Annotated in this window: 20 protein-coding genes; 12 read left to right on the top strand and 8 right to left on the bottom strand. The window is 62.7% G+C overall.

Annotated features, from left to right (window positions below; all coding sequences use genetic code 11):
* Nucleotide 1: 1 nt before the first annotated feature.
* The 3 genes from DyAD56_RS17210 to DyAD56_RS17220 all read left to right on the top strand — a co-directional run bounded on the left by DyAD56_RS17210 (nucleotide 2) and on the right by DyAD56_RS17220 (nucleotide 2,389).
* Nucleotides 2–742 (top strand): histone H1-like repetitive region-containing protein, encoded by a 741-nt coding sequence (locus DyAD56_RS17210; protein ID WP_102303976.1) that lies wholly within the window; start codon nucleotides 2–4, stop codon nucleotides 740–742.
* Between the two features lie 128 nt (nucleotides 743–870).
* Nucleotides 871–1,254 (top strand): hypothetical protein, encoded by a 384-nt coding sequence (locus DyAD56_RS17215; protein ID WP_102303977.1) that lies wholly within the window; start codon nucleotides 871–873, stop codon nucleotides 1,252–1,254.
* 97 nt (nucleotides 1,255–1,351) lie between these two features.
* Nucleotides 1,352–2,389: an aminopeptidase gene (locus DyAD56_RS17220; RefSeq protein ID WP_102304024.1), complete on the top strand. Its 1,038-nt coding sequence runs from the start codon at nucleotides 1,352–1,354 to the stop codon at nucleotides 2,387–2,389.
* An 8-nt stretch (nucleotides 2,390–2,397) separates the two neighbouring features.
* Here the strand turns inward: DyAD56_RS17220 and DyAD56_RS17225 are convergent, their stop codons facing one another.
* Nucleotides 2,398–3,213: a cytochrome c gene (locus tag DyAD56_RS17225; protein ID WP_102303978.1), complete on the bottom strand. Its 816-nt coding sequence runs from the start codon at nucleotides 3,211–3,213 to the stop codon at nucleotides 2,398–2,400.
* A gap of 336 nt (nucleotides 3,214–3,549) precedes the next feature.
* Here DyAD56_RS17225 and pncB point away from each other — a divergent pair, with 336 nt between their 5' ends.
* Nucleotides 3,550–4,746 carry a nicotinate phosphoribosyltransferase gene (gene pncB, locus DyAD56_RS17230; RefSeq protein ID WP_102303979.1) on the top strand — a complete coding sequence of 399 codons (1,197 nt, stop codon included), beginning with the start codon at nucleotides 3,550–3,552 and terminating at the stop codon, nucleotides 4,744–4,746.
* Nucleotides 4,747–4,870: 124 nt separating this feature from the next.
* On the opposite strand, the gene DyAD56_RS17235 is transcribed toward pncB, so the two are convergent.
* The 3 genes from DyAD56_RS17235 to DyAD56_RS17245 all read right to left on the bottom strand — a co-directional run bounded on the left by DyAD56_RS17235 (nucleotide 4,871) and on the right by DyAD56_RS17245 (nucleotide 7,482).
* Nucleotides 4,871–5,680 (bottom strand): MetQ/NlpA family ABC transporter substrate-binding protein, encoded by an 810-nt coding sequence (locus DyAD56_RS17235; RefSeq protein ID WP_199179015.1) that lies wholly within the window; start codon nucleotides 5,678–5,680, stop codon nucleotides 4,871–4,873.
* Between the two features lie 93 nt (nucleotides 5,681–5,773).
* Nucleotides 5,774–6,457 (bottom strand): methionine ABC transporter permease, encoded by a 684-nt coding sequence (locus tag DyAD56_RS17240; RefSeq protein ID WP_102303980.1) that lies wholly within the window; start codon nucleotides 6,455–6,457, stop codon nucleotides 5,774–5,776.
* Nucleotides 6,454–7,482 (bottom strand): methionine ABC transporter ATP-binding protein, encoded by a 1,029-nt coding sequence (locus tag DyAD56_RS17245; protein ID WP_102303981.1) that lies wholly within the window; start codon nucleotides 7,480–7,482, stop codon nucleotides 6,454–6,456. The genes DyAD56_RS17240 and DyAD56_RS17245 overlap by 4 nt, the downstream gene beginning before the upstream one ends.
* Nucleotides 7,483–7,608: 126 nt before the next feature.
* Between DyAD56_RS17245 and DyAD56_RS17250 the strand changes: the two genes are divergently transcribed.
* On the top strand, nucleotides 7,609–8,085 hold the full coding sequence (locus DyAD56_RS17250; protein WP_102303982.1) for a glutathione peroxidase: 477 nt from the start codon (nucleotides 7,609–7,611) through the stop codon (nucleotides 8,083–8,085).
* Nucleotides 8,086–8,111: 26 nt separating this feature from the next.
* Here the strand turns inward: DyAD56_RS17250 and dacB are convergent, their stop codons facing one another.
* Nucleotides 8,112–9,722, bottom strand: a complete 1,611-nt coding sequence (gene dacB / locus DyAD56_RS17255; protein ID WP_102303983.1) for a D-alanyl-D-alanine carboxypeptidase/D-alanyl-D-alanine-endopeptidase — start codon at nucleotides 9,720–9,722, stop codon at nucleotides 8,112–8,114.
* A gap of 160 nt (nucleotides 9,723–9,882) precedes the next feature.
* Between dacB and DyAD56_RS17260 the strand changes: the two genes are divergently transcribed.
* Nucleotides 9,883–10,365 carry a peptidylprolyl isomerase gene (locus DyAD56_RS17260; protein WP_102303984.1) on the top strand — a complete coding sequence of 161 codons (483 nt, stop codon included), beginning with the start codon at nucleotides 9,883–9,885 and terminating at the stop codon, nucleotides 10,363–10,365.
* Nucleotides 10,366–10,463: 98 nt separating this feature from the next.
* On the top strand, nucleotides 10,464–11,642 hold the full coding sequence (locus tag DyAD56_RS17265; protein ID WP_102303985.1) for an NAD(P)/FAD-dependent oxidoreductase: 1,179 nt from the start codon (nucleotides 10,464–10,466) through the stop codon (nucleotides 11,640–11,642).
* A 6-nt stretch (nucleotides 11,643–11,648) separates the two neighbouring features.
* Here DyAD56_RS17265 and DyAD56_RS17270 read toward each other — a convergent pair whose 3' ends face one another.
* Together DyAD56_RS17270 and DyAD56_RS17275 are read right to left on the bottom strand one after the other, a co-directional pair.
* On the bottom strand, nucleotides 11,649–12,770 hold the full coding sequence (locus DyAD56_RS17270; RefSeq protein WP_102303986.1) for a phospholipase A: 1,122 nt from the start codon (nucleotides 12,768–12,770) through the stop codon (nucleotides 11,649–11,651).
* 134 nt (nucleotides 12,771–12,904) lie between these two features.
* The gene (locus tag DyAD56_RS17275) at nucleotides 12,905–13,333 is read right to left on the bottom strand and encodes a hypothetical protein (protein WP_102303987.1); all 429 of its coding nucleotides are present in this window, start codon (nucleotides 13,331–13,333) and stop codon (nucleotides 12,905–12,907) included.
* A 150-nt stretch (nucleotides 13,334–13,483) separates the two neighbouring features.
* On the opposite strand from DyAD56_RS17275, the gene DyAD56_RS17280 reads away from it, so the two are divergent.
* Nucleotides 13,484–14,758, top strand: a complete 1,275-nt coding sequence (locus DyAD56_RS17280) for a crosslink repair DNA glycosylase YcaQ family protein (RefSeq protein ID WP_304529236.1) — start codon at nucleotides 13,484–13,486, stop codon at nucleotides 14,756–14,758.
* 3 nt (nucleotides 14,759–14,761) lie between these two features.
* Here the strand turns inward: DyAD56_RS17280 and DyAD56_RS17285 are convergent, their stop codons facing one another.
* Nucleotides 14,762–15,232 (bottom strand): hypothetical protein, encoded by a 471-nt coding sequence (locus tag DyAD56_RS17285; RefSeq protein WP_233202555.1) that lies wholly within the window; start codon nucleotides 15,230–15,232, stop codon nucleotides 14,762–14,764.
* A gap of 339 nt (nucleotides 15,233–15,571) precedes the next feature.
* Between DyAD56_RS17285 and DyAD56_RS17290 the strand changes: the two genes are divergently transcribed.
* From DyAD56_RS17290 to DyAD56_RS17305, 4 genes are all read left to right on the top strand, one after another.
* A complete protein-coding gene (locus tag DyAD56_RS17290; RefSeq protein WP_019465667.1) occupies nucleotides 15,572–15,781 on the top strand; it encodes a cold-shock protein in 210 nt (69 codons plus the stop codon).
* Nucleotides 15,782–16,068: 287 nt separating this feature from the next.
* On the top strand, nucleotides 16,069–16,278 hold the full coding sequence (locus DyAD56_RS17295; RefSeq protein WP_038616299.1) for a cold-shock protein: 210 nt from the start codon (nucleotides 16,069–16,071) through the stop codon (nucleotides 16,276–16,278).
* Between the two features lie 127 nt (nucleotides 16,279–16,405).
* On the top strand, nucleotides 16,406–17,287 hold the full coding sequence (locus DyAD56_RS17300; protein WP_102304030.1) for an alpha/beta fold hydrolase: 882 nt from the start codon (nucleotides 16,406–16,408) through the stop codon (nucleotides 17,285–17,287).
* A 67-nt stretch (nucleotides 17,288–17,354) separates the two neighbouring features.
* Complete coding sequence (locus DyAD56_RS17305) at nucleotides 17,355–18,413, top strand: NADH:flavin oxidoreductase/NADH oxidase (protein ID WP_102303988.1); 1,059 nt, start codon at nucleotides 17,355–17,357, stop codon at nucleotides 18,411–18,413.
* Nucleotides 18,414–18,425: the final 12 nt, after the last annotated feature.

Here is an 18,425-nt window from a genome sequence, read left to right on the forward strand (position 1 = left end):
CATGGCAACGACGCGCAAGCCGGCCGCGAAGAAATCCTCGGCCAAGAAAACAGCAACCCGCAAATCCACTGCCAAGAAAAGCACCACCCGCAAGCGCGCAGCCGCCACGACTCGCGGCGCCGTTCGCAAAACCGCTGCACGCAAATCGGCCACCCGCAAGACCGCCACTCGCAAAGTAGCCACCAAGAAAAAAGTAGCCGTCAAGAAAACCGCCACACGCAAGACGGCGACGCGTAAGGCCGCTACCCGGAAAACGACAGCGCGCAAGACCACGGCCCGCAAGACAGCCACGAAGCGCGCCGCGCCTCGTAAGGTAGCGGCCAAGAAGACGGCCGCCAGAAAGACTGTGCGCAAGTCCGCGACGGCGAAGAAGGTGGTCAAGAAGACCGCCCGAAAAGCGGCGGCCAAACGCTCTGCGCCTCGCAAGGCGGCGACCAAGAAAGCGGCGGCAAAGACGGTGCGCGCGACGGGTCGGAGCCGCGCAATACCGGTATCCGCCAAGACGCGCCCACGGCGTCCGGCGCGCAAGCACATCTCGCCGCAGGAGGCGGTGGCGCAAATCCAGGCCCTGCTCGAAGCGAAGCAAGAGCGTGTCCGGCAGGGCCCCACGTGGCCGGGCGCGGACGAACATCCCGCCGAAAGTAACGGCAACAAAGGGACAGGTGCAGGGAACGTTGGCGTATCCAGCGAAGCGGTGTACGGACACATCCGCCAACCACCCGAGCACAGCGGCAATAACTGAACCGGCCAACGCGCCCAGGTCACGGTATGGCCGGCAGGTAACTGTCTGTCGGCCATGTCGGAATCGTTCAGTGCGCACTCAACGGCGTAGGTTCAAAGTGAAGCTGTCTTCCCCGAAGGCCTTATGTCATGAAACGCGTGCTTGCCGGTCTCGCCTTGGCGGTCGCCACCGCGGCGCTATCTGGTTGCTATTACGACCCGGGTTACAGCTATGTTCGCCCGGTTGCGACTGGCGGCGGTGATGCCTACTACGGTTCGGCTGTCACCTATAGCGGCGGTTACTATGCCTCGCCGTATTACTACCCGAGCTACGGTTACTACGGCTGCTGCTATGCCCCTGCCGTGAGCATCGGCATTGGCGGCTACTACGGTGGCGGTTATTACGGTCGCGGCTATTACCGTGGCGGTTACTACGGGCACGGTTATTACCACGGCGGTGGCGGTTATTACCGTGGTGGTGGCCATGGCGGTTGGAGCGGTGGCCACGGTGGCTGGAGCGGTCACGGTCACTGAACCATGAACGCCTAGATCAAGGCACAATCGCGGCATGAGGTTGTCATGCCGCGTATCACGAATACTCTGGATTCCCAGGCCCGTCATCGCGTTGATGATGGGCCTGGCGCTTTCTGCCTGCGGCACGGTCGATTACTACGCCCACGTGGCCAAGGGGCAGGGCGAGTTGGTGGTGAATCGCCGCGACGTCAGCAAGGTGCTGCGTGATCCCTCCACCGATGCCACGACCCGGCAGCGCCTGGCGCTGTCGCAGGAGGCACGGCGTTTTGCTACGGATCACCTGGGCTTGCCGGACAACCGCAGCTACACCAGCTATGTAAAGCTGGATCGGCCCTACGTGGTGTGGAATGTCTTCGCCGCGCCCCGGTTCTCAGTGTCGCCAGTGCAGCATTGCTTTCCCTTCGCCGGGTGCGTTGCCTATCGCGGGTACTTCGCCAAGCAGAAGGCCCAGGCCGAAGCGGCGAGGCTGGAGGCCAGTGGCGATGATGTCTACGTCGGCGGCGTGCCGGCCTATTCCACGCTGGGCTGGTTCTCCGACCCCATCCTCAGCAGCATGATGCGTTGGGACGACGACGAGCTGGCCAGCACCATCTTCCACGAGCTCGCGCACCAGCTGATCTACGTGAAGGACGACAGCGCCTTCAATGAATCCTTCGCCAGCTTCGTACAGGAGGAGGGCCTGCGCGAATGGCGACAGTCGCGCGGCCTGCCGCCTCAGGACGACCACGAAAAGACGATGGACGACGGTTTCACCTGGCTGGTGATGGACCTGCGCGACCGCCTGAAGAAGCTCTACGCCAGCGGTGTGGGCGAGCAGGCCATGGCCACTGGCAAGCAACAGGTGATCGACGATTTCCGCGTGCGCTACGTGCAGTGGCGCGATCTCGACTGGCCGAACGACCATCGCTACGACGCCTGGGTTAACGGGCCGATCAACAACGCCCGGTTGTTGCCGTTTGGTATCTATGACCGTTGGACACCTGTGTTCCTGGCCCTCTTCCGCCATGCGGAAGGGCAGTGGCCCGCGTTCTACGCCAGCGTCCGGCAGTTCGCGCGCCAGCCTTATGCGCAGCGGCAGAAGTCGCTGCAGCAATGGCTGGACTCCACCAGCAGCCCCACGGCGGCACCGCCCTGACCCCGGCCCTAGGGCTGGACCTTCCGCCCCGCCATGTGGCGCAGGTAGACGAGCAGGTCGTCCAGGTCCTGGTCGGACAGTGACTTGCGGTCGAAGCCCGGCATCCGCGCCTGTGGCCAATGGCGCAGGGATTGCGGGTCGCGGATGTAGGCGCGGAACAGGTCCTCGCGCAGGTATTCAGTTGGGCTGTGCGGAATGTTGAGGTCCGGCCCCAGCTTGGCGTCGCCCTGCCCGTTGAGGGTATGGCAGGCAAAGCAGGTGTGCTGGAACACCGCGAAACCGCGCTGCACGGGGCTGTCGGCCTTCAGGGCGGGGTCGGGCAGGATGGCCGGGAAGCGTTCGGCCACTGACGGCTGGCGGCGGATGCTGGCCAACTGGAACGGCCACTGCTCCGGGCCGACCTTCATGGCTTCCGGATCGGTCCACACCACATAGAACGGACCCGCGTCACCCTTGATCTCGTCCAGCGTCGGCCAGGGGTGGGCGGGGTCCTCAACCGCCAGCCAGGCTTGCGAACCCTGGGCGCGGACGATCAGCGCAGCGGGAATCTGCGCGGCGAAACCGTCGGAGGCAACGAACTGCAGGGTGTCCCCCGGCGATGCGCCATCCAGCAGAGCCTTCAGCGGCACCGCCCGATAGCGCATGGCGCGCTTGAATGCCACGTCGGCGGGAATGGTCACATCGCGTGCGTCGCTGCGCGCCAGCAGTTGCGCCGTCGTGTACGTCTTGGTGCCGTGCCCCAGGTCAATGACCAGGTCGGCCGCGTGCAGGGGCAGGGTGAGCCACAGGGCAAGCAGACACAGGCGGCGAAGCGTGCGAATCATTGGATGGCATTCCCTTTCCAAGAATCTAACGATTGTAGGCGCCTCGGCCAGCTTGCCAAAAGCTGAACGAAACGATGAAGACGCTTGAACTCGGTCCGCACCGGCCACACTAAGGATTCGTATCGCCGTGACGGCGACAAGAAGTGGTACAGCTTTATCGTGCCACTGAGGGGTCGGTCCTTTTCCCCTCTTTGTTTTGGACCAGGCCTGACAAACCCCGCTAGCCCCTCCCCTGGCTACCGGGGTTTTTATTTGCCTGCGGTTTGACGAGCAACTCCCCGCGATCGATGCAGGGCGAGGATAATCACGCTACTCCCCGTGGCGCGTGAGCGACCGATGATCGTTACCTCCCTGCTCGACACCGATCTCTACAAGTTCTCCATGATGCAGGTTGTGCTGCATCACTATCCGGCCGCCCAGGTCGAATACAAGTTCAAGTGCCGTAACCCGGGTATCGATCTGGTTCCCTACATCGACGAGATCCGTCGCGAGCTGCAAGACTTGTGCACGCTGCGCTTCACCCCGGAAGAACTGGATTATCTGCGCAGCTGGCGCTTCATCAAGAGCGACTTCGTCGACTTCCTGGGGTTGTTCCAGCTCAACGCCAAATACGTGGAAATCTTTCCCGCGCAGGATGGCCCCGGCGATATCGAGATACGCATTCGCGGCCCGTGGCTGCACACCATCCTGTTCGAAGTGCCCTTGCTGGCCATCGTCAACGAGGTGTACTTCCGCAACACGCAACCCCAGCTCGATTTGTCCGAGGGGCGCCGTCGGCTGCGCGAGAAAATTGCGCTGCTGCGCGATACCGAAGGGTTCCAGGATTGCCGGATTGCCGACTACGGCACGCGTCGTCGTTACTCGCGCGCATGGCACGAAGAAGTGGCCACTACTTTGCGCGAGGGCCTGGGTCGGCAAATGGCGGGTACGAGCAACGTCTGGCTGGCGTGGAAGCTGGGCCTGACGCCGCTGGGCACGCTGGCACACGAATACCTGCAGGCGCACCAGGCGCTGGGGCCACGGCTGCGTGATTCGCAGGTGGCAGCGCTAGAGACCTGGGCACGGGAATATCGCGGTGACCTGGGCATCGCGCTATCTGACGTCTACGGGCTCAGCGCCTTCCTGCGCGACTTCGACATGTACTTCTGCAAGCTGTTCGACGGCACGCGCCACGATTCGGGTGATCCGTTCGCGTGGGGTGAGCGCGTGCTCGCGCATTACCGCGCCAATCGCGTCGATCCGCGCAGCAAGGTATTGGTATTCAGTGATGGCCTGGACGTTCCCAAGGTCATGCGGCTGTACCAGCACTTTCATGGACGCTGCCAGCTGGCCTTCGGCGTGGGTACTAACCTCACCAATGACGTGGGGCCGGAGCCGCTGCAGATCGTCATCAAGATGGTTCGCTGCAACGGTCAGCCGGTGGCCAAGATCAGCGACACGCCGGGCAAGAACATGTGTGACGACAGCGCCTATGTCGCCTATCTGCGGCAGGTGTTCGAGATTCCCGTTGATCCCGAAGCCGTGCCCTGCTGAAAACAGAACAGGGGCGCACGAGTGCGCCCCTGTAGGAAGCAACGCGAGAGCGTTTTAGAGTCCTAACAAAACGTAGCGAGCGCCCGCCTGACGGCCGCGCAGTAGGTTTATTAGCGGCTCTTAGTTAGAACGCCGGCAGCACCGCGCCTTGATACTTCTGTTCGATAAACGCCTTGATCTCGGGGCTGGTCAGCGCCTTGGCGAGCTTCTGGATGCGCGGATCGTCCTTGTTGTCCGGACGGGCCACCAGATAGTTCACATACGGCGAATCCTTGTCCTCGATCAACAGTGCGTCCTTGGTCGGGTTGAGCCCGGCGGCGAGCGCGTAATTGGTGTTGATCAGGGCGAGATCCACTTCGTCCAGCGTGCGCGGCAGCATGGCGGCTTCCAGCTCGCGGAACTTCAGGTTCTTCGGGTTGGCCGTGATGTCCTTCAGTGTGGACATCTCGTTGGTCGGGTCCTTCAGCGTAATCAGACCATGCTTGGCGAGCAGCAGCAGCGCGCGGCTGTTGTTGCTGGGGTCGTTGGGCAGGGTCACCGAGGCGCCGTCAGGCAACTGGTCGATGGACTTGAGCTTGCGTGAGTACGCGCCGAACGGCTCGATGTGCACACCCGTCACAATGGTCAGGTTGGTGCCACGCTCGCGGTTGAACGCGTCGAGATAAGGCTTGGTCTGGAAGTAGTTGGCATCGACCGACTTTTCCAGCACCTGCGTGTTGGGCTGCACGTAGTCGGCGAACACCTTGATCTCCAGGTCGATGCCTTCCTTCGCCAGGATGGGCTTGACCTGCTTGAGGATCTCCGCGTGCGGCACGGCCGTGGCGGCCACTACCAGCTTCTGGCTGCCGGCGTCGCCATTGCCATTGGACGAAGAGCAGCCGGCCAGCGCGAGCAGCACGGAGAAAATGGCTATGAGCTTATGCAACTTTGTCATATGGGGCAGGCACTTGATGCGGTGCACCAGAATAGCCGTCCATACCGCCGGATGCAAAAAGGCCCGGCGGTGTGCCGGGCCTTTCTCTGTCTCTCAGTGCCGCGTATACCGCGCCACGATGCGGTCGCCGGCCATCTGGAGCAGCTGCACCAGCACGATCAACAGCACCACGGTCACCACCATGTAATCCGACTTATAGCTCAGGTAGCCGTAGCGGTAGGCCAGGTCGCCCAGGCCGCCCGCGCCGATGGCGCCGCCCATGGCGGTATAGCCCACCAGGGCGATGGCAGTGACGGTGGTGCCGGCGATCAATCCGCCTCGCGCCTCCGGCAGCAACACATGGCGCACGATCTGCCAGATGCTGGCACCCATCGCCTGACTGGCCTCGATCACACCGCGCTGTACCTCACGCAGGGCGGTTTCCACCAGTCGTGCGAAGAACGGCGCGGCACCGATCACCAGCGGCGGAATCGCACCGCGGATGCCCAATTTGGTGCCGACCAGCACGTAGGTAAGCGGCATCAGTACGATCATCAGGATGATGAAGGGGATCGAACGCAAGATGTTCACCAGCAGCGACAGCACGGCATAAAGCTTGGGCATCTCGCGCAGCTGGCCTTTGCCGGTGAGATACAACAGCACACCCAAAGGCAGGCCAAGTATCACGGTGAGCAACAACGAGCCGCCCAGCATCAGCAGCGTGTCGATGCAGGCGTGGCCGATCTCGCCCCAGTCGTCGATATTGGGAAACAGGTTTTGCAGCAGCGGGGCGCTCATGCGTGGTGCTCCGGCGAAACGGTGATTTCTTCGATCTCGATGCCGGCCTCGCGAAGAGTGATCAATGCATCGTCCACGCGCTCGCCCTGCATGGCCAGCGTGAGCTGTCCGTACGGCAGGTCTTTGATGCGGTCGATGCGGCCGGCGAGGATGTTGAAGTCGACGCCGGTTTCGCGGGCCACGCGGCCCAGCGCTGGCGTCCAGGTGGCCTCACCGCGGAACGACAGCCGCAGGATGCGGCCCGGCACATGGGCGAACGGCATCTGCTCGCCAGCGGCTTCTTCTGGCAACGCCTCGTTGACGAAGCGGCGGGTGGTCGCGTGCTTCGGGTGGAGGAACACGTCCGCCACCGGGCCCGTTTCCACGATGCGTCCAGCGTCGAGCACTGCCACGCGATCGCAGACGCGGCGCACCACGTCCATTTCGTGCGTGATCAGCACGATGGTGAGTTTGAGCTCGCGGTTGATCTCGGCCAGCAGGTCCAGCACGGCGGCGGTGGTCTGCGGATCGAGCGCGCTGGTGGCCTCGTCGCACAGTAGGATCGACGGCCGGTTCGCCAAGGCGCGGGCGATGCCCACGCGCTGCTTCTGACCGCCAGAAAGCTGCGACGGGTATTTGCTCGCATGTGCCGTCAGGCCCACGCGGGCGAGCAATTCGTCCACACGCTGGCGGATTGCCGCCTCGTCGTGCTCCCCGGCCAGGCGCAGCGGAAAGGCCACGTTGTCGGCCACCGTCTGCGAGGCCAGCAGGTTGAAGTGCTGGAAGATCATGCCGATGCGTTGGCGCTTCTGGCGCAGCTGCGTCTCGGTCAACGCCGTCATGTCGGTGTCATCGATCAGGATGCGGCCGCCGCTGGGGCGCTCGAGCAGGTTGATCAGACGTATAAGCGTCGATTTACCCGCACCCGAATGGCCGATGATGCCGAAGACCTCGCCGTCGGCGATGTCTAGGTTGAAGGGTTGCAGTGCAGGGACGTCCCGGCCGTCGACACGGTAGGACTTGTGCACTTCATGGAATCTGATCACGGGGTACCTTCGGGGGAACCGGGGGAGGGGCGCGCCTCGAGGGGCGGCGCCGACCGGTGGCAAGCATAAGACACCCGGGGCATCCGTGGGGCTAGACTAGCGCTCTCACCGACTGGGATGGCTGCGATGACCTCTGTCTATGACTTTTCCGCTCGCGATATCGACGGCAACGAGCATTCGCTCGCCGAGTATCGTGGCAAGACGTTGCTGATCGTGAACGTGGCCTCCAAATGCGGTTTCACTCCGCAGTACACGGGGCTGGAGGCGCTATGGCGCGCCGATCGCGAGAAGGGGCTTGTGGTGCTCGGGTTTCCCTGTGACCAGTTCGGCCACCAGGAGCCGGGTGACGAAGCGGAGATCCGCAACTTCTGTTCGACCAGCTATGACGTGACCTTTCCCCTGTTTGCAAAGATCGACGTGAACGGCGAAGGCGCGCATCCGCTCTACAAGTGGCTCAAGAGCAAGGGCAAGGGCATCCTGGGCAGCGAGTCGATCAAGTGGAACTTCACCAAGTTCCTTGTCGACAGCAACGGGCAGGTGGTGAAGCGCTATGCGCCGACCGATACGCCGGAAAAGATCGGAAAGGACTTAGGGAAGCTCTGACCTCATTCAACGTAGGTGTCGCCGACTCAGTTGGCGGGATGCGTCGCCGCGACGGGCATCGCGGCCGAGCCCGTCGTGTTGCGTGAGCTGGCGAGCAGTTCGGCGATCTGGTCGATGTCCTTCGTCGCACTTGGCGCGCCGTTGGGTGGATCGTAATTGTTGAGCATGATGGCGAACGCCAGCCGCTCGCCGTTGCCGCTGGTGACGTAACCGGCGAGGCAATGCACGAAGCTCATGCTGCCGGTCTTGGCGTGCACGTTGTTCTCAGCTGGCGTGTTACGCATGCGCCACTGCAATGTGCCGTCGATGCCGGCGATGGGCAGGGCCTGCACCAGTGTGGGCCCATAGGGCTGGCTGGCGAGGAAGGCGAGCAGGCGTGCCATCGCATTGGGCGTCGCCAGATTCCGGCGCGACAGTCCTGACCCTTCTTCGATCAAGCTGGCCGCAGGGGCGATGCCGATCTGCTCCAGCATCTGATGCATCGCACGGATGCCCCAGCGCTCGCTGGTGATGAAGCCCATGCTCCCTTCGCGCTGTTCGGTGTCGGCCTGCGCCTTGACGCCAGCGAGCAGCAGCAGGTTCTGCAGATAGAGGTTCTGCGAACGCTTGAGGCCGCGCTCGAGGATGTCGCTTACAGGCGGCGAAAGCACTTCGGCCAGCGTGCGCGGCTGGTTCGGCAGGAAGGTATCGCGCCGCGGCCAGTGCATCGCGACCAGCTTGCCGTCCAACTGAATGCCATGACGCAACAGTGCCTGTTGCAACTGCCGGCCCGCAAACTGGGCGGGGTCGGGCAGGGCGAGTTTGTAGTTCTGAGCAGTCGATTTCGCCGCGATATTGCCGAAGGCATAAAGCGTGTCATCGCCCGGCGCGCGATAGAGATTCACGTCATTGCGCGTGCGCTGGGCGCTGGTGAGCACGTCGTTGGTTACGGCGGGGATGGCGTCGTCGGGGTCGAAGTGCAACAGCGCGGGTGCCCCTGCACCAACACCGGGGGCGACGGTCACTTCCACCTGGTTCTCGCCTACGCTCAGCGCGCTCGTCGGCACGGCGAACCAGCTTTGCAGGTCGGTAGCTTCCCAGCCGCTGCCCATCATGGGGCTGGCGAAGTAGGTGGCATCGGCGATCAGGTCGCCGTGCACGTGCTTAAGGCCTTGCGCGGCCAGTTGTTCGGCGAGTTGGTCGGCCCAGTGCAGGGTGGCTGCATCTACGCCGAGCGTGGGGTCACCCATGCCGTAGAGGATCAGGGGACCATCCAGCTTTCCGTTGTGGATCTCGCCACCGGCGAACACACGCGTGGGAATGCGGTAGTCCGGACCGAGCTCGCTTAGTGCCACCGCGGCCGTAAACAGTTTGGTGGTGGAGGCCGGCTGGAAAAGCTGGTCCGCGTGATGGTTGTAGATCGTGCGGCCCGAGCTGAGGGAGATCACGGCGATGCCCCAGTCGGCGCCCGCAAAGCGGGGCTGGCCGATGAGGTTGTCGATCTGGTCGGTCAGCGAAAGCGTCGTGGCGGCACGGGTGGGAGCGGACGTCGCAGGGCCAGGGGTGGGGGCCGTTTGTCCCGCCGTGGAAGGCATGACCAGCGCCATGCCAAAAAGCGCGGCGGTACAACGGCATAGCAGGCGATACGGTCGGGCCATGGGCGGAGTATCGCCAATCCTGGGCGCTTTCGGCTAGGGATGGGCGGGGTGTTGAGAACACCCCTGCTCGGCCACGTCGCCAGGGGTCTGCTACGCTTATTCCTTCGTGCCGGCCCCTGCCGGTGCTCCCTCCCTATTCGAGCCTATTTGAGATTCATCTATGCAGATCGCCAAGAACTCCGTCGTTTCCTTCCACTACACGCTGACCGACGACAACGGCCAGGTGCTCGACAGCTCGCAGGGTCGCGAGCCGCTCGTTTACCTGCAGGGCGTTGGCCAGATCGTCCCGGGCCTGGAGAAGGTGATGGAAGGCCGCCAGGTCGGCGACCAGTTCAAGGTCGACGTTGCGCCGGAAGAGGGCTACGGCGTGCATCACGCTGAGCTTGTGCAGGAAGTGCCGCGCGAGGCCTTCCAGGGCGTGGAAGACATCCAGCCGGGCATGCAGTTCCAGGGCCGCGGCCCGCAGGGCGTGATCAACGTCACCGTGACCAAGATCGAGAATGACACGGTGCACATCGACGGCAACCATCCGCTTGCCGGCCAGACGCTGCACTTTGACGTGGAAATCACCGACGTGCGCCAGGCCAGCGAAGAAGAGCTCGCCCACGGTCACGTGCACGGCGAAGGCGGCCACGACCACTGATGCATCACGCGGACGTTGGCCCTTGCGCCAACGTCCGCGAAGCACGGCATGATGCCGTTGCCTGACACCGGGTTGCACCCGGCTGGACAAGGAGTGTCATGCGAGGAAATCTGCATATCGCCGTGGTGGGCTATGGCGTGGCCGGGCAGGCAAGCTGCCTGTTGCTGGGTGCCGCAGGGCACCGCCTGACCGTCTTCGAGCAAGCAGCGTCACCCGGGCCCGTCGGCGCGGGGTTCTTGCTGCAACCGACAGGCCTCTCTGTGCTTACCCGATTGGGCCTGCTCGAACAGGCGCTGGCCAGCGGTCAGCGGATCGAGCGTTTGTACGGCTGTAACCTCGCAGGGCGCGCCGTGATGGACATGCGCTACGCCGAGCACGCTGCTGGTTGCTTCGGGCTTGGCATGACGCGTGGGGCCTTGTTCTCGTTACTCGATGGCGCTTGGGCAGGGCGCAGTGCGATACGCAGCGGCACGCGGATCGAACGCCTGTCGGATGATGGTCGCTATCTGATCGACGGCGAAGGCCAACGACACGGCCCGTTCGACCTGATCGTGGCAGCGGACGGCGCGCACTCCGCGCTGCGCCGACAGCCCGGTGTGGTCCGTCGCGAAGGGCTCTATCCCTGGGGTGCTATATGGTGCCTGTTGCCGGCCACGCACTGGCCGCATCACGACGTACTGCACCAGCGTTACGCGGGAACCCGGGAAATGATTGGCCTGCTGCCCGTGGGGCGCCGTGACGATACCGACGCACGATGGCTGACATTTTTCTATAGTCTGCCCGGCGCGCAGGTCGATGCTTTCGACGACGAAGCGCTGCAACGCATGCGTCATCGTCTCGGCGAACTCTGGCCTGAGGCACTGCCGTTGCTCGAGGGCATCCAGTCATCCACCCAGTTGCATCGCGCGCGCTACCGCGACGTGGTGCTGCACCAGACGACATGGAACAACGTCGTTTTCATCGGCGACGCTGCGCATGCGATGAGCCCCCAGCTCGGGCAGGGGGTGAACATGGCATTGCTCGACGCACAGGCGCTTGCCGATGCACTGGCGGAGCATGATGACCTTGCGTCGGGGCTGGATGCCTATCGACGGCAGCGCCGCACGCATGTCGGCATCTATCAACGATTGAGCCGCTTCCTGACGCCGTTGTTCCAATCGGATCGCGACATGGTGGCCGGCATTCGTGATCGCGCTTTCGGCCCGGTGGGACGCATGCCCATCGCGCGCGGAGAGATGCTGCGCATACTCACCGGTACCAAGCGGACTTGGTGGTAGCCGGCACTAGTACCAGTCGAGCAGCGAAATGCCGATGCCGAGGTAGGTGGCGTTGTGGTTGTAGTCGATCATGCTTTCGCCATAACCCTTGAACAACTCCATGTAGCCGCGCAAGTTGCCCGCCACCGGGAACGACCAGGTCAGCTGCGCCGCTCCATGGCTCTCGCTGCCGCCACGCAGTGAATGGCGCAACATCAGGCCGAATTCCTGACCATTCCACTCATGGATGATCTGCATGTCGGCGCGCCCCATGTAGTTGCTGATGTCGGGGTTGTTGTCGTCCTTGCCGCCTTCGGGAATGCGCCACCACGGCCGGAACATGATGGTCCACTCCGGGCGTTCGAAGCCGAAATAGCCCATCACGCGATTCCAGCTCCGCGACAGTGGATCAGACTGTCCGTTGGATTGATGGTTGAGCCCGATGCCCATCAGTCGGCCGTCCCATCCGGCCACCTGATAGTTCGTGTCGAACATCAGCATGGCTTCCGGCTCGTAGTTGGTTTCGCGGAACGGTCGCGATTCTTGTTTGTTGTAGACCTGCCAGCGCGACGACTGGGTATAGCCCACCCACAGATCGCCCGTGTCGCCGAACACACCTTGCCAGATTTTGGTCTTCAGACTGAGCTGGAACTTGCTCTCGATATTGTCCAAGTGCTGTGGTTCGTCGACGCTGTTGATCGGGTTGGCGCTCGTCGGCTGCCGGTTCTGATTGCTGCTGGCAAAGAACGGCAACACCACAATCGGTTTGTAGCCGCGCAGGTTGAACGTACCGAGCTTGCTCTCGGGCGACAGCTCCCAACGGCTGTCGAGCAGGGACAGTGGTTTTACCTCAGGTGTTGCCTGCGCCGTGGCGGTCGACGGATTGGCGCCCGTGTTCTTGGAGGCTTCGTGGCCAAACACGTTGGTAGAGGAGGCCGTGGATGCCTCCTGTGCAGCGTTGTCAGTTTTCTTTTGTGCTGCCGGAAGATTGTCGCGCCCCGTGGCGCGGTCGTAGCAAGCCAGGCGCTGCGAGTCGGTTTCGATGGCGGTGCATGCGCGGATATCCATCGGGCTGGGATTTTGCGCACGGGCGGCGAGCGAAGGCAGACCGAGCGTGAGCACCAAAGCTGCCGAGGTGGTAAGTCGCATGGGGATAGGCTCCATCCTGGTCGGGCGCGATCATTGCGCAGCGCCGGAAGCCGGTTCCATATCAGCAGCGCCATGCATCGCACGTGACGACGCGGGCCGCCGTTGCCGGTGACCCGCGTCAATATCACTGCATCTTACTGGTTGTTGTTCAACCAGCGCTCGTACTGTGCCTTGGTGATGTGCCCGGAATGACCCTTGTCCACGTAGCTGAAATCATTGGCGAGCAAGGGATAAGCCGAGGCCTGCGTCTCCGTGATGTACTTGGAACCACCCGACAATTGCTCGAAGCTCGGCGCCGGGCCCGGATTGACCGGTGGAACGCTGGAGTTGATCGTCACCTGCTGGCCACCGGCATTGGTCTGCGCCTGCGTACCACCCGGCGGTGGTGGCGGCGTCGGCGTGGCGCTGGGCATCGTCTGAGTCGGCGGTGGCGGAGGCGACGGCATGTTTTGCGTCGGCGGCGGTGGTGGTGTTGGCATGGTCTGATCCTGTGCCAACAGTGAGCCCGCCAGCATCATCGATCCGGCGGTTACAAGAGCGAGAAGGGGAATGCGGGGTTTCATCGTCGTTACTCCATGCCAGAATGCGTGGCTCGTATGCGGATGCGCGCGATGGTGCAGCGATGTGCGATTTTCGCGCTGCAAGTCCTTCGCGCTGATTTCAAACTAACAAAACGCGGCTAAATGCCACCTCAACAAAGGCATCGTGATCACGTGAAGGCATCGTTACCGTTGTCGGTTGCTTCATCTGCGCTATCCGCTTCGTTGAGCCTCGCGCAGGCGCAACGCCTCCATTTGGCCGCGCAGGGCGTGCTTAACAAGCCCAAGGCACGGGCGAAGAAGGCGGATGTTGTCGATACGGTGGCGCGCATGCGCCTGCTGCAGATCGACAGCATTCATGTGGTCGCACGCAGCCCTTACCTGGTGCTGTACTCGCGCCTTGGTGACTATGATCCGCAATGGCTGGAAGGCGTGCTGGAAGACGGGCGCATCGCCGAGAGCTGGGCGCATGAAGCGTGCTTTGTACCAGCGGCAGACCTGCCACTTCATCAAGCATGGCGCACGCAGCGAGCGATGCATTGGGCTTACAAACATGCCGATCGCATGCATCGCGAGCATCGCGACGGCATGGATGCGTTGCTCACACGTATACGCGACAACGGTGCTGCGCGGGCCGCCGATTTCGAGAGCGAAACGCGTAGCGCAGGTGGCTGGTGGTCGTGGAAGCCGGAGAAGCGCTGGCTCGAAGCATGGTTCGCTCTGGGCGAGTTGATGGTGACCCGGCGCGAGCGCTTTCAGCGCGTTTACGATCTGGCCGAGCGCGTGTTGGAAAAACTCGAGCCACCGATGGATCCAGCACTGCTTGCGCTTGATCATGAAGCGTTGCGACGTCGCTTTATCCTCGACAGCGTTCGCGCGCTCGGCGTCACACAGGCGCGTTGGGTTGCCGACTACTATCGACTGAAACCCGCAGTGACCGACAAGGAGCTGGCGCCGTGGGTAGCCAGCGGCGAGTTGCTGATGGTGCAGGTGGCCGATTGGAACGTGCCCGCTTACGTGCATCGCGACAACGAAGCGTTGCTCGCGCAGGCGGCATCAGGTCAATTGCGTCCGACGCACACGACGTTGCTGTCGCCGTTCGATCCCATTGTGTGGGATCGCGCACGTGCACAGATTTTGTTCGGGTTCGAATACACCATCGAGTGCTATGTGCCGGCACCCAAGCGTCGCTACGGCTACTACGTGTTGCCGATCCTCCATCGAGGACGGTTGATCGGTCGACTGGATGCGAAGGCTCATCGTCGCGAGGGCGTCTTCGAGGTCAAAGCTCTGTTCCTTGAGCCTGATGTCGAGGCGACGCCTCGGTTGCTTGAGGATGTCGCCGGCGCGATACGCGCGTCGGCGCAGTGGCATGGCACGCCCAAGGTGAAGCTCGCACGCAGTCGGCCCACGTCCGTGGCCCCCGCGCTACGTGCGCTTCTTCGCTGAAACTCAGTGTGCGCTGCTGCTCCCTGCAGGGCTCGTCGGCGCGCACGACTTGCCCTGGAGCGTGGCGCGCAATTGCTTGGCGAGCGCGCTGCAGCGTGCGCCCAGTTGTGGACGTGCATTGGGATCCACGGAGTCTTGCAGCAGGCTGGTGCGCATGTCTTCGTAGCGGCCCTGGATCTGGTCGGGCGGGTACACGCCCGCTGCGGCGTGGCAGGACACATAGCTGGCCAGATAATCGTCGCAGGCAGGGATGCCTGTACTGCTGGGCAGGGGCTTGCCGCTGGATGTGGTCACGGTACCGGTGCGTGTTCGCGGTGCGCTGGTGCTAGTAGCCGCGGTCCGTGAGCTGGTGGCAGTTGTGCCGTGGGAGCCGTTCGTTGTGCGGGTTTCCGGTGTACTGGAGCAGCCAGCGAGGATCACGCCGCTTGCGACAATAGCGAGGAGGGCCGGGCGGTAAGGGCGACGGAACATCATGGAGCTTCTCCTGCGCTGGAAATGGGGCTGGCGGTTGAAATGAATCTCGCTCGCCAAGTGATGAGATGAAATGCGAAGACGGCGTGAAAATCAAACCCGTTGAGTAAGAACTGACGGTTATTCATTCAGGTTTCAGCCGTGTTTTCCTATTCACCTCGTGGCCGTGGAGCCGGTATGATGCACTTACTGTGTTTGCCGGGGTCACCAGAGTTTTGTGACCCGATGCCGCTGATCTCGATCTAGCAACATCGCCTCACCCCTAGGGTTTCCTTGCACACCAGTAAGCCGCCTGCGCATGTCGCGCGGGCTGAGTCTGATTAAACCTGTGGAGTGATTTATATGTCTGATCGTCAGATCGGTACCGTCAAGTGGTTCAACGATGCCAAGGGTTTCGGCTTTATCAGCCGTGACAACGGCCCGGATGTTTTCGTGCATTTCCGCGCGATCCAGGGCAATGGTTTCAAGAGCCTCGTCGAAGGCCAGAAGGTCTCCTTCAAGGTCGTGCAGGGCCAGAAGGGCCTGCAGGCTGACGAAGTGATCCCGCAGTAATTAGCGGTTTCAAATGTTAGAAGAAAAAGCCAGGCAGCAATGCCTGGCTTTTTTGTTTTATTCGCAAATGTCGTTGAAATGTGAAAATCAAAACGGTGATTTAGAGCCATTCACTTGCATTAAAGAAATCCGTTATGCTGGATTCACTGTGGTTGCTCGGTCACGTGCATGCCCGGTGCGTGACTCGCAAGGGTCCACATCGCTTCACCCCGATCTTGCATGCCCAGTAAGCCGTCGGCCAAAGGGGAGGCTGACTTGTCTCAGCATCGAGTTGATCGGAGTGAGTCATGTCGGATCGTGAAGTTGGCACTGTTAAATGGTTCAACGACGCCAAAGGCTTTGGCTTCATCAGTCGTGAAAGCGGCCCAGATGTTTTCGTACATTTTCGGGCGATCAGCGGAACGGGGTTCCGCAGCCTGAAAGAGGGCCAGAAGGTGAGCTTCAAGGTTGTGCAGGGGCAGAAGGGCCTGCAGGCTGATGAAGTGGCGCCCGCCTGAGTTCATTGGGGAATCTAATCGTTGCGTGAAGAAAAGGCCGGTGCATGCCGGCCTTTTTTATGCCCGGCTTTTTTGTCATGCACCGATTAGTTAGCCTGCATGCCTTTCCTTTTGTCATATGGCGCGCATGTCTGCATCTTTCTCCGTGCCCTCCGCGCTTCCGTCGTGCGATGTCCTGCCCACCGTGGCCATCGACGGCGCGCGTGTGGATGTGCTGCTACAACGCCCGGCGGCGGAGCCGGTTCGATTGCTGTATTGGCTGCCTGCCTTGGGTGTAGCGGCCAAGCACTATCAGCCGCTCGCGCAAGCACTGGCAGAGCACGGGATCGCCGTAGCCATCCATGAGTGGCGTGGCATTGGGTCCAGCGACAAGCGCGCAGGGCGGCACGAGAACTGGGGCTATCGGGAATTACTGGAGGACGACGTGCCGGCCGGTATCGCCGCAGCTCGTGCCCGCTTGCCCCAGGCTCGCCTCTATCTGGGCGGTCATAGTTTGGGCGCGCAGATCGCCGCGCTTCACGCCAGCCTGCACCCGCAGGATGTGGCCGGCTTGCTGGCGGTGGCGAGCGGTGCGCCGTATTGGCGACAGTTTCCACAGGGACGTCTGTTGTGGTCCGCGTATGCGTTGGCGCCATGGTTGGCACGCGTGGTGGGCTACCTACCCGGACGCCGGCTGGGTTTCGGTGGCAACGAGGCCCGGCAACTGATCGACGACTGGGCACGCACGGGCCGCACAGGCCGATATGCTGCCGTTGGCATGGACGCCGATTTCGAGGCGCTGCTCGGCAAACTTCGCTTGCCCACGTTTGGCCTGCGTATGCAGGACGACTGGCTCGCTCCGCAGACATCGTTGTCATGGTTGTTGGGGAAAATGGCTGGCAGTCCTTCGATGCAGGTCGTCACCGCCGCTGATCTCGGCAACGACAAAGCGGACCATTTCGGTTGGATGAAGACGCCTTGGCCGGTGGCCATGCGTATCGCGGAGTGGTTGGGCGCGCAGCCTACCTGATCGGGTACTTGAACCCGGCGCTCGCCGCCGGCATCTGTGGCAGACGTTTTTTTCGAGAGCGGGTCCGATGAAACTCTTCACGCCTTACGCGCAACGTAGCCTCTCGCTTCGTAATCGCATTGTGATCGCGCCGATGTGCCAATACTCGGCCATCGACGGCATACCGAACGACTGGCATCTGGTGCACCTGGGTAGTCGCGCCGTGGGCGGTGCGGGCTTGGTGATCGTCGAAGCCACGGCAATATCGGCTGAGGGGCGGATTTCCCCCGGGGATGTTGGGCTTTGGAGTGAGGCGCACCAGCGGGCTTGGCAGCCCATCACCCGTTTCATGAAGGCCCAGGGAGCCGTCGCAGGCGTGCAGCTCGCTCACGCGGGGCGCAAGGCCAGTGCTCAACGGCCGTGGGAGGGCGGTGGCCCGCTCGCCGCTGATGCGGGCGCGTGGCCAACGGTGGCGCCGTCCGCCGTGCCATTCGACAAGCATTGGCATACGCCACAGGCATTGGACAAGGCGGGCATCGCCAAGGTGATCGCCGATTTCCGTGCCGCCGCCGAGCGTGCGCTGGCAGCCGGCTTCGAACTGATCGAGCTGCATGGTGCTCATGGCTACTTGCTGCACCAGTTCCTGTCGCCGCTGAGCAACCAGCGCACGGACGAATACGGTGGGAGCTTTGAGAATCGGACACGCCTGGTGCGCGAAGTGATCACCGCCGTGCGCGAGGTGTGGCCGGAGCACTTGCCGCTGTGGCTGCGCATTTCCGCTACGGATTGGACCGAGGGCGGCTGGGACATCGAGCAAAGCGTACAGCTCGCGGCCCAGGTGAAGTCGATGGGCGTTGACCTTATCGACGTGTCCAGCGGTGGCTTGATTCCACACGTGAAAATTCCGGTGTCGCCCGGCTATCAAGTGCCATTCGCGGCGCGGCTGCGCCATGACGCGGGCATCGCGACGGGGGCCGTGGGCCTCATCACCGAATCCACACACGCGGCGCGCATCATCGAGGAAGGATCGGCCGACGTGGTGCTGATCGCGCGCGAGAGCCTGCGCGATCCGTATTTCCCGCGTCGTGCCGCGCAAGAACTGGGCGTCGCGATCACCGCGCCTGAGCAGTACCAGCGCGCTTGGTAAACGAGGAGACAT

The sequence above is a fragment of the Dyella sp. AD56 genome (genome assembly GCF_002878475.1).
Classification (GTDB): Bacteria; Pseudomonadota; Gammaproteobacteria; order Xanthomonadales; family Rhodanobacteraceae; genus Dyella.

What these genes read in the sequence shown, in the direction of transcription:
- DyAD56_RS17260 (WP_102303984.1), top strand. Translation starts at nt 9,883, where the DNA reads ATGCAGATCGCCAAGAACTCCGTCGTTTCCTTCCACTACACGCTGACC.
- DyAD56_RS17265 (WP_102303985.1), top strand. Translation starts at nt 10,464, where the DNA reads ATGCGAGGAAATCTGCATATCGCCGTGGTGGGCTATGGCGTGGCCGGG.
- DyAD56_RS17210 (WP_102303976.1), top strand. Translation starts at nt 2, where the DNA reads ATGGCAACGACGCGCAAGCCGGCCGCGAAGAAATCCTCGGCCAAGAAA.
- DyAD56_RS17270 (WP_102303986.1), bottom strand. Translation starts at nt 12,770, where the DNA reads ATGCGACTTACCACCTCGGCAGCTTTGGTGCTCACGCTCGGTCTGCCT.
- DyAD56_RS17305 (WP_102303988.1), top strand. Translation starts at nt 17,355, where the DNA reads ATGAAACTCTTCACGCCTTACGCGCAACGTAGCCTCTCGCTTCGTAAT.
- DyAD56_RS17295 (WP_038616299.1), top strand. Translation starts at nt 16,069, where the DNA reads ATGTCGGATCGTGAAGTTGGCACTGTTAAATGGTTCAACGACGCCAAA.
- DyAD56_RS17240 (WP_102303980.1), bottom strand. Translation starts at nt 6,457, where the DNA reads ATGAGCGCCCCGCTGCTGCAAAACCTGTTTCCCAATATCGACGACTGG.
- DyAD56_RS17220 (WP_102304024.1), top strand. Translation starts at nt 1,352, where the DNA reads ATGGGCCTGGCGCTTTCTGCCTGCGGCACGGTCGATTACTACGCCCAC.
- DyAD56_RS17285 (WP_233202555.1), bottom strand. Translation starts at nt 15,232, where the DNA reads ATGATGTTCCGTCGCCCTTACCGCCCGGCCCTCCTCGCTATTGTCGCA.
- DyAD56_RS17250 (WP_102303982.1), top strand. Translation starts at nt 7,609, where the DNA reads ATGACCTCTGTCTATGACTTTTCCGCTCGCGATATCGACGGCAACGAG.
- DyAD56_RS17300 (WP_102304030.1), top strand. Translation starts at nt 16,406, where the DNA reads ATGTCTGCATCTTTCTCCGTGCCCTCCGCGCTTCCGTCGTGCGATGTC.
- pncB (WP_102303979.1), top strand. Translation starts at nt 3,550, where the DNA reads ATGATCGTTACCTCCCTGCTCGACACCGATCTCTACAAGTTCTCCATG.
- DyAD56_RS17290 (WP_019465667.1), top strand. Translation starts at nt 15,572, where the DNA reads ATGTCTGATCGTCAGATCGGTACCGTCAAGTGGTTCAACGATGCCAAG.
- DyAD56_RS17275 (WP_102303987.1), bottom strand. Translation starts at nt 13,333, where the DNA reads ATGAAACCCCGCATTCCCCTTCTCGCTCTTGTAACCGCCGGATCGATG.
- DyAD56_RS17215 (WP_102303977.1), top strand. Translation starts at nt 871, where the DNA reads ATGAAACGCGTGCTTGCCGGTCTCGCCTTGGCGGTCGCCACCGCGGCG.
- DyAD56_RS17225 (WP_102303978.1), bottom strand. Translation starts at nt 3,213, where the DNA reads ATGATTCGCACGCTTCGCCGCCTGTGTCTGCTTGCCCTGTGGCTCACC.
- dacB (WP_102303983.1), bottom strand. Translation starts at nt 9,722, where the DNA reads ATGGCCCGACCGTATCGCCTGCTATGCCGTTGTACCGCCGCGCTTTTT.
- DyAD56_RS17235 (WP_199179015.1), bottom strand. Translation starts at nt 5,680, where the DNA reads ATGACAAAGTTGCATAAGCTCATAGCCATTTTCTCCGTGCTGCTCGCG.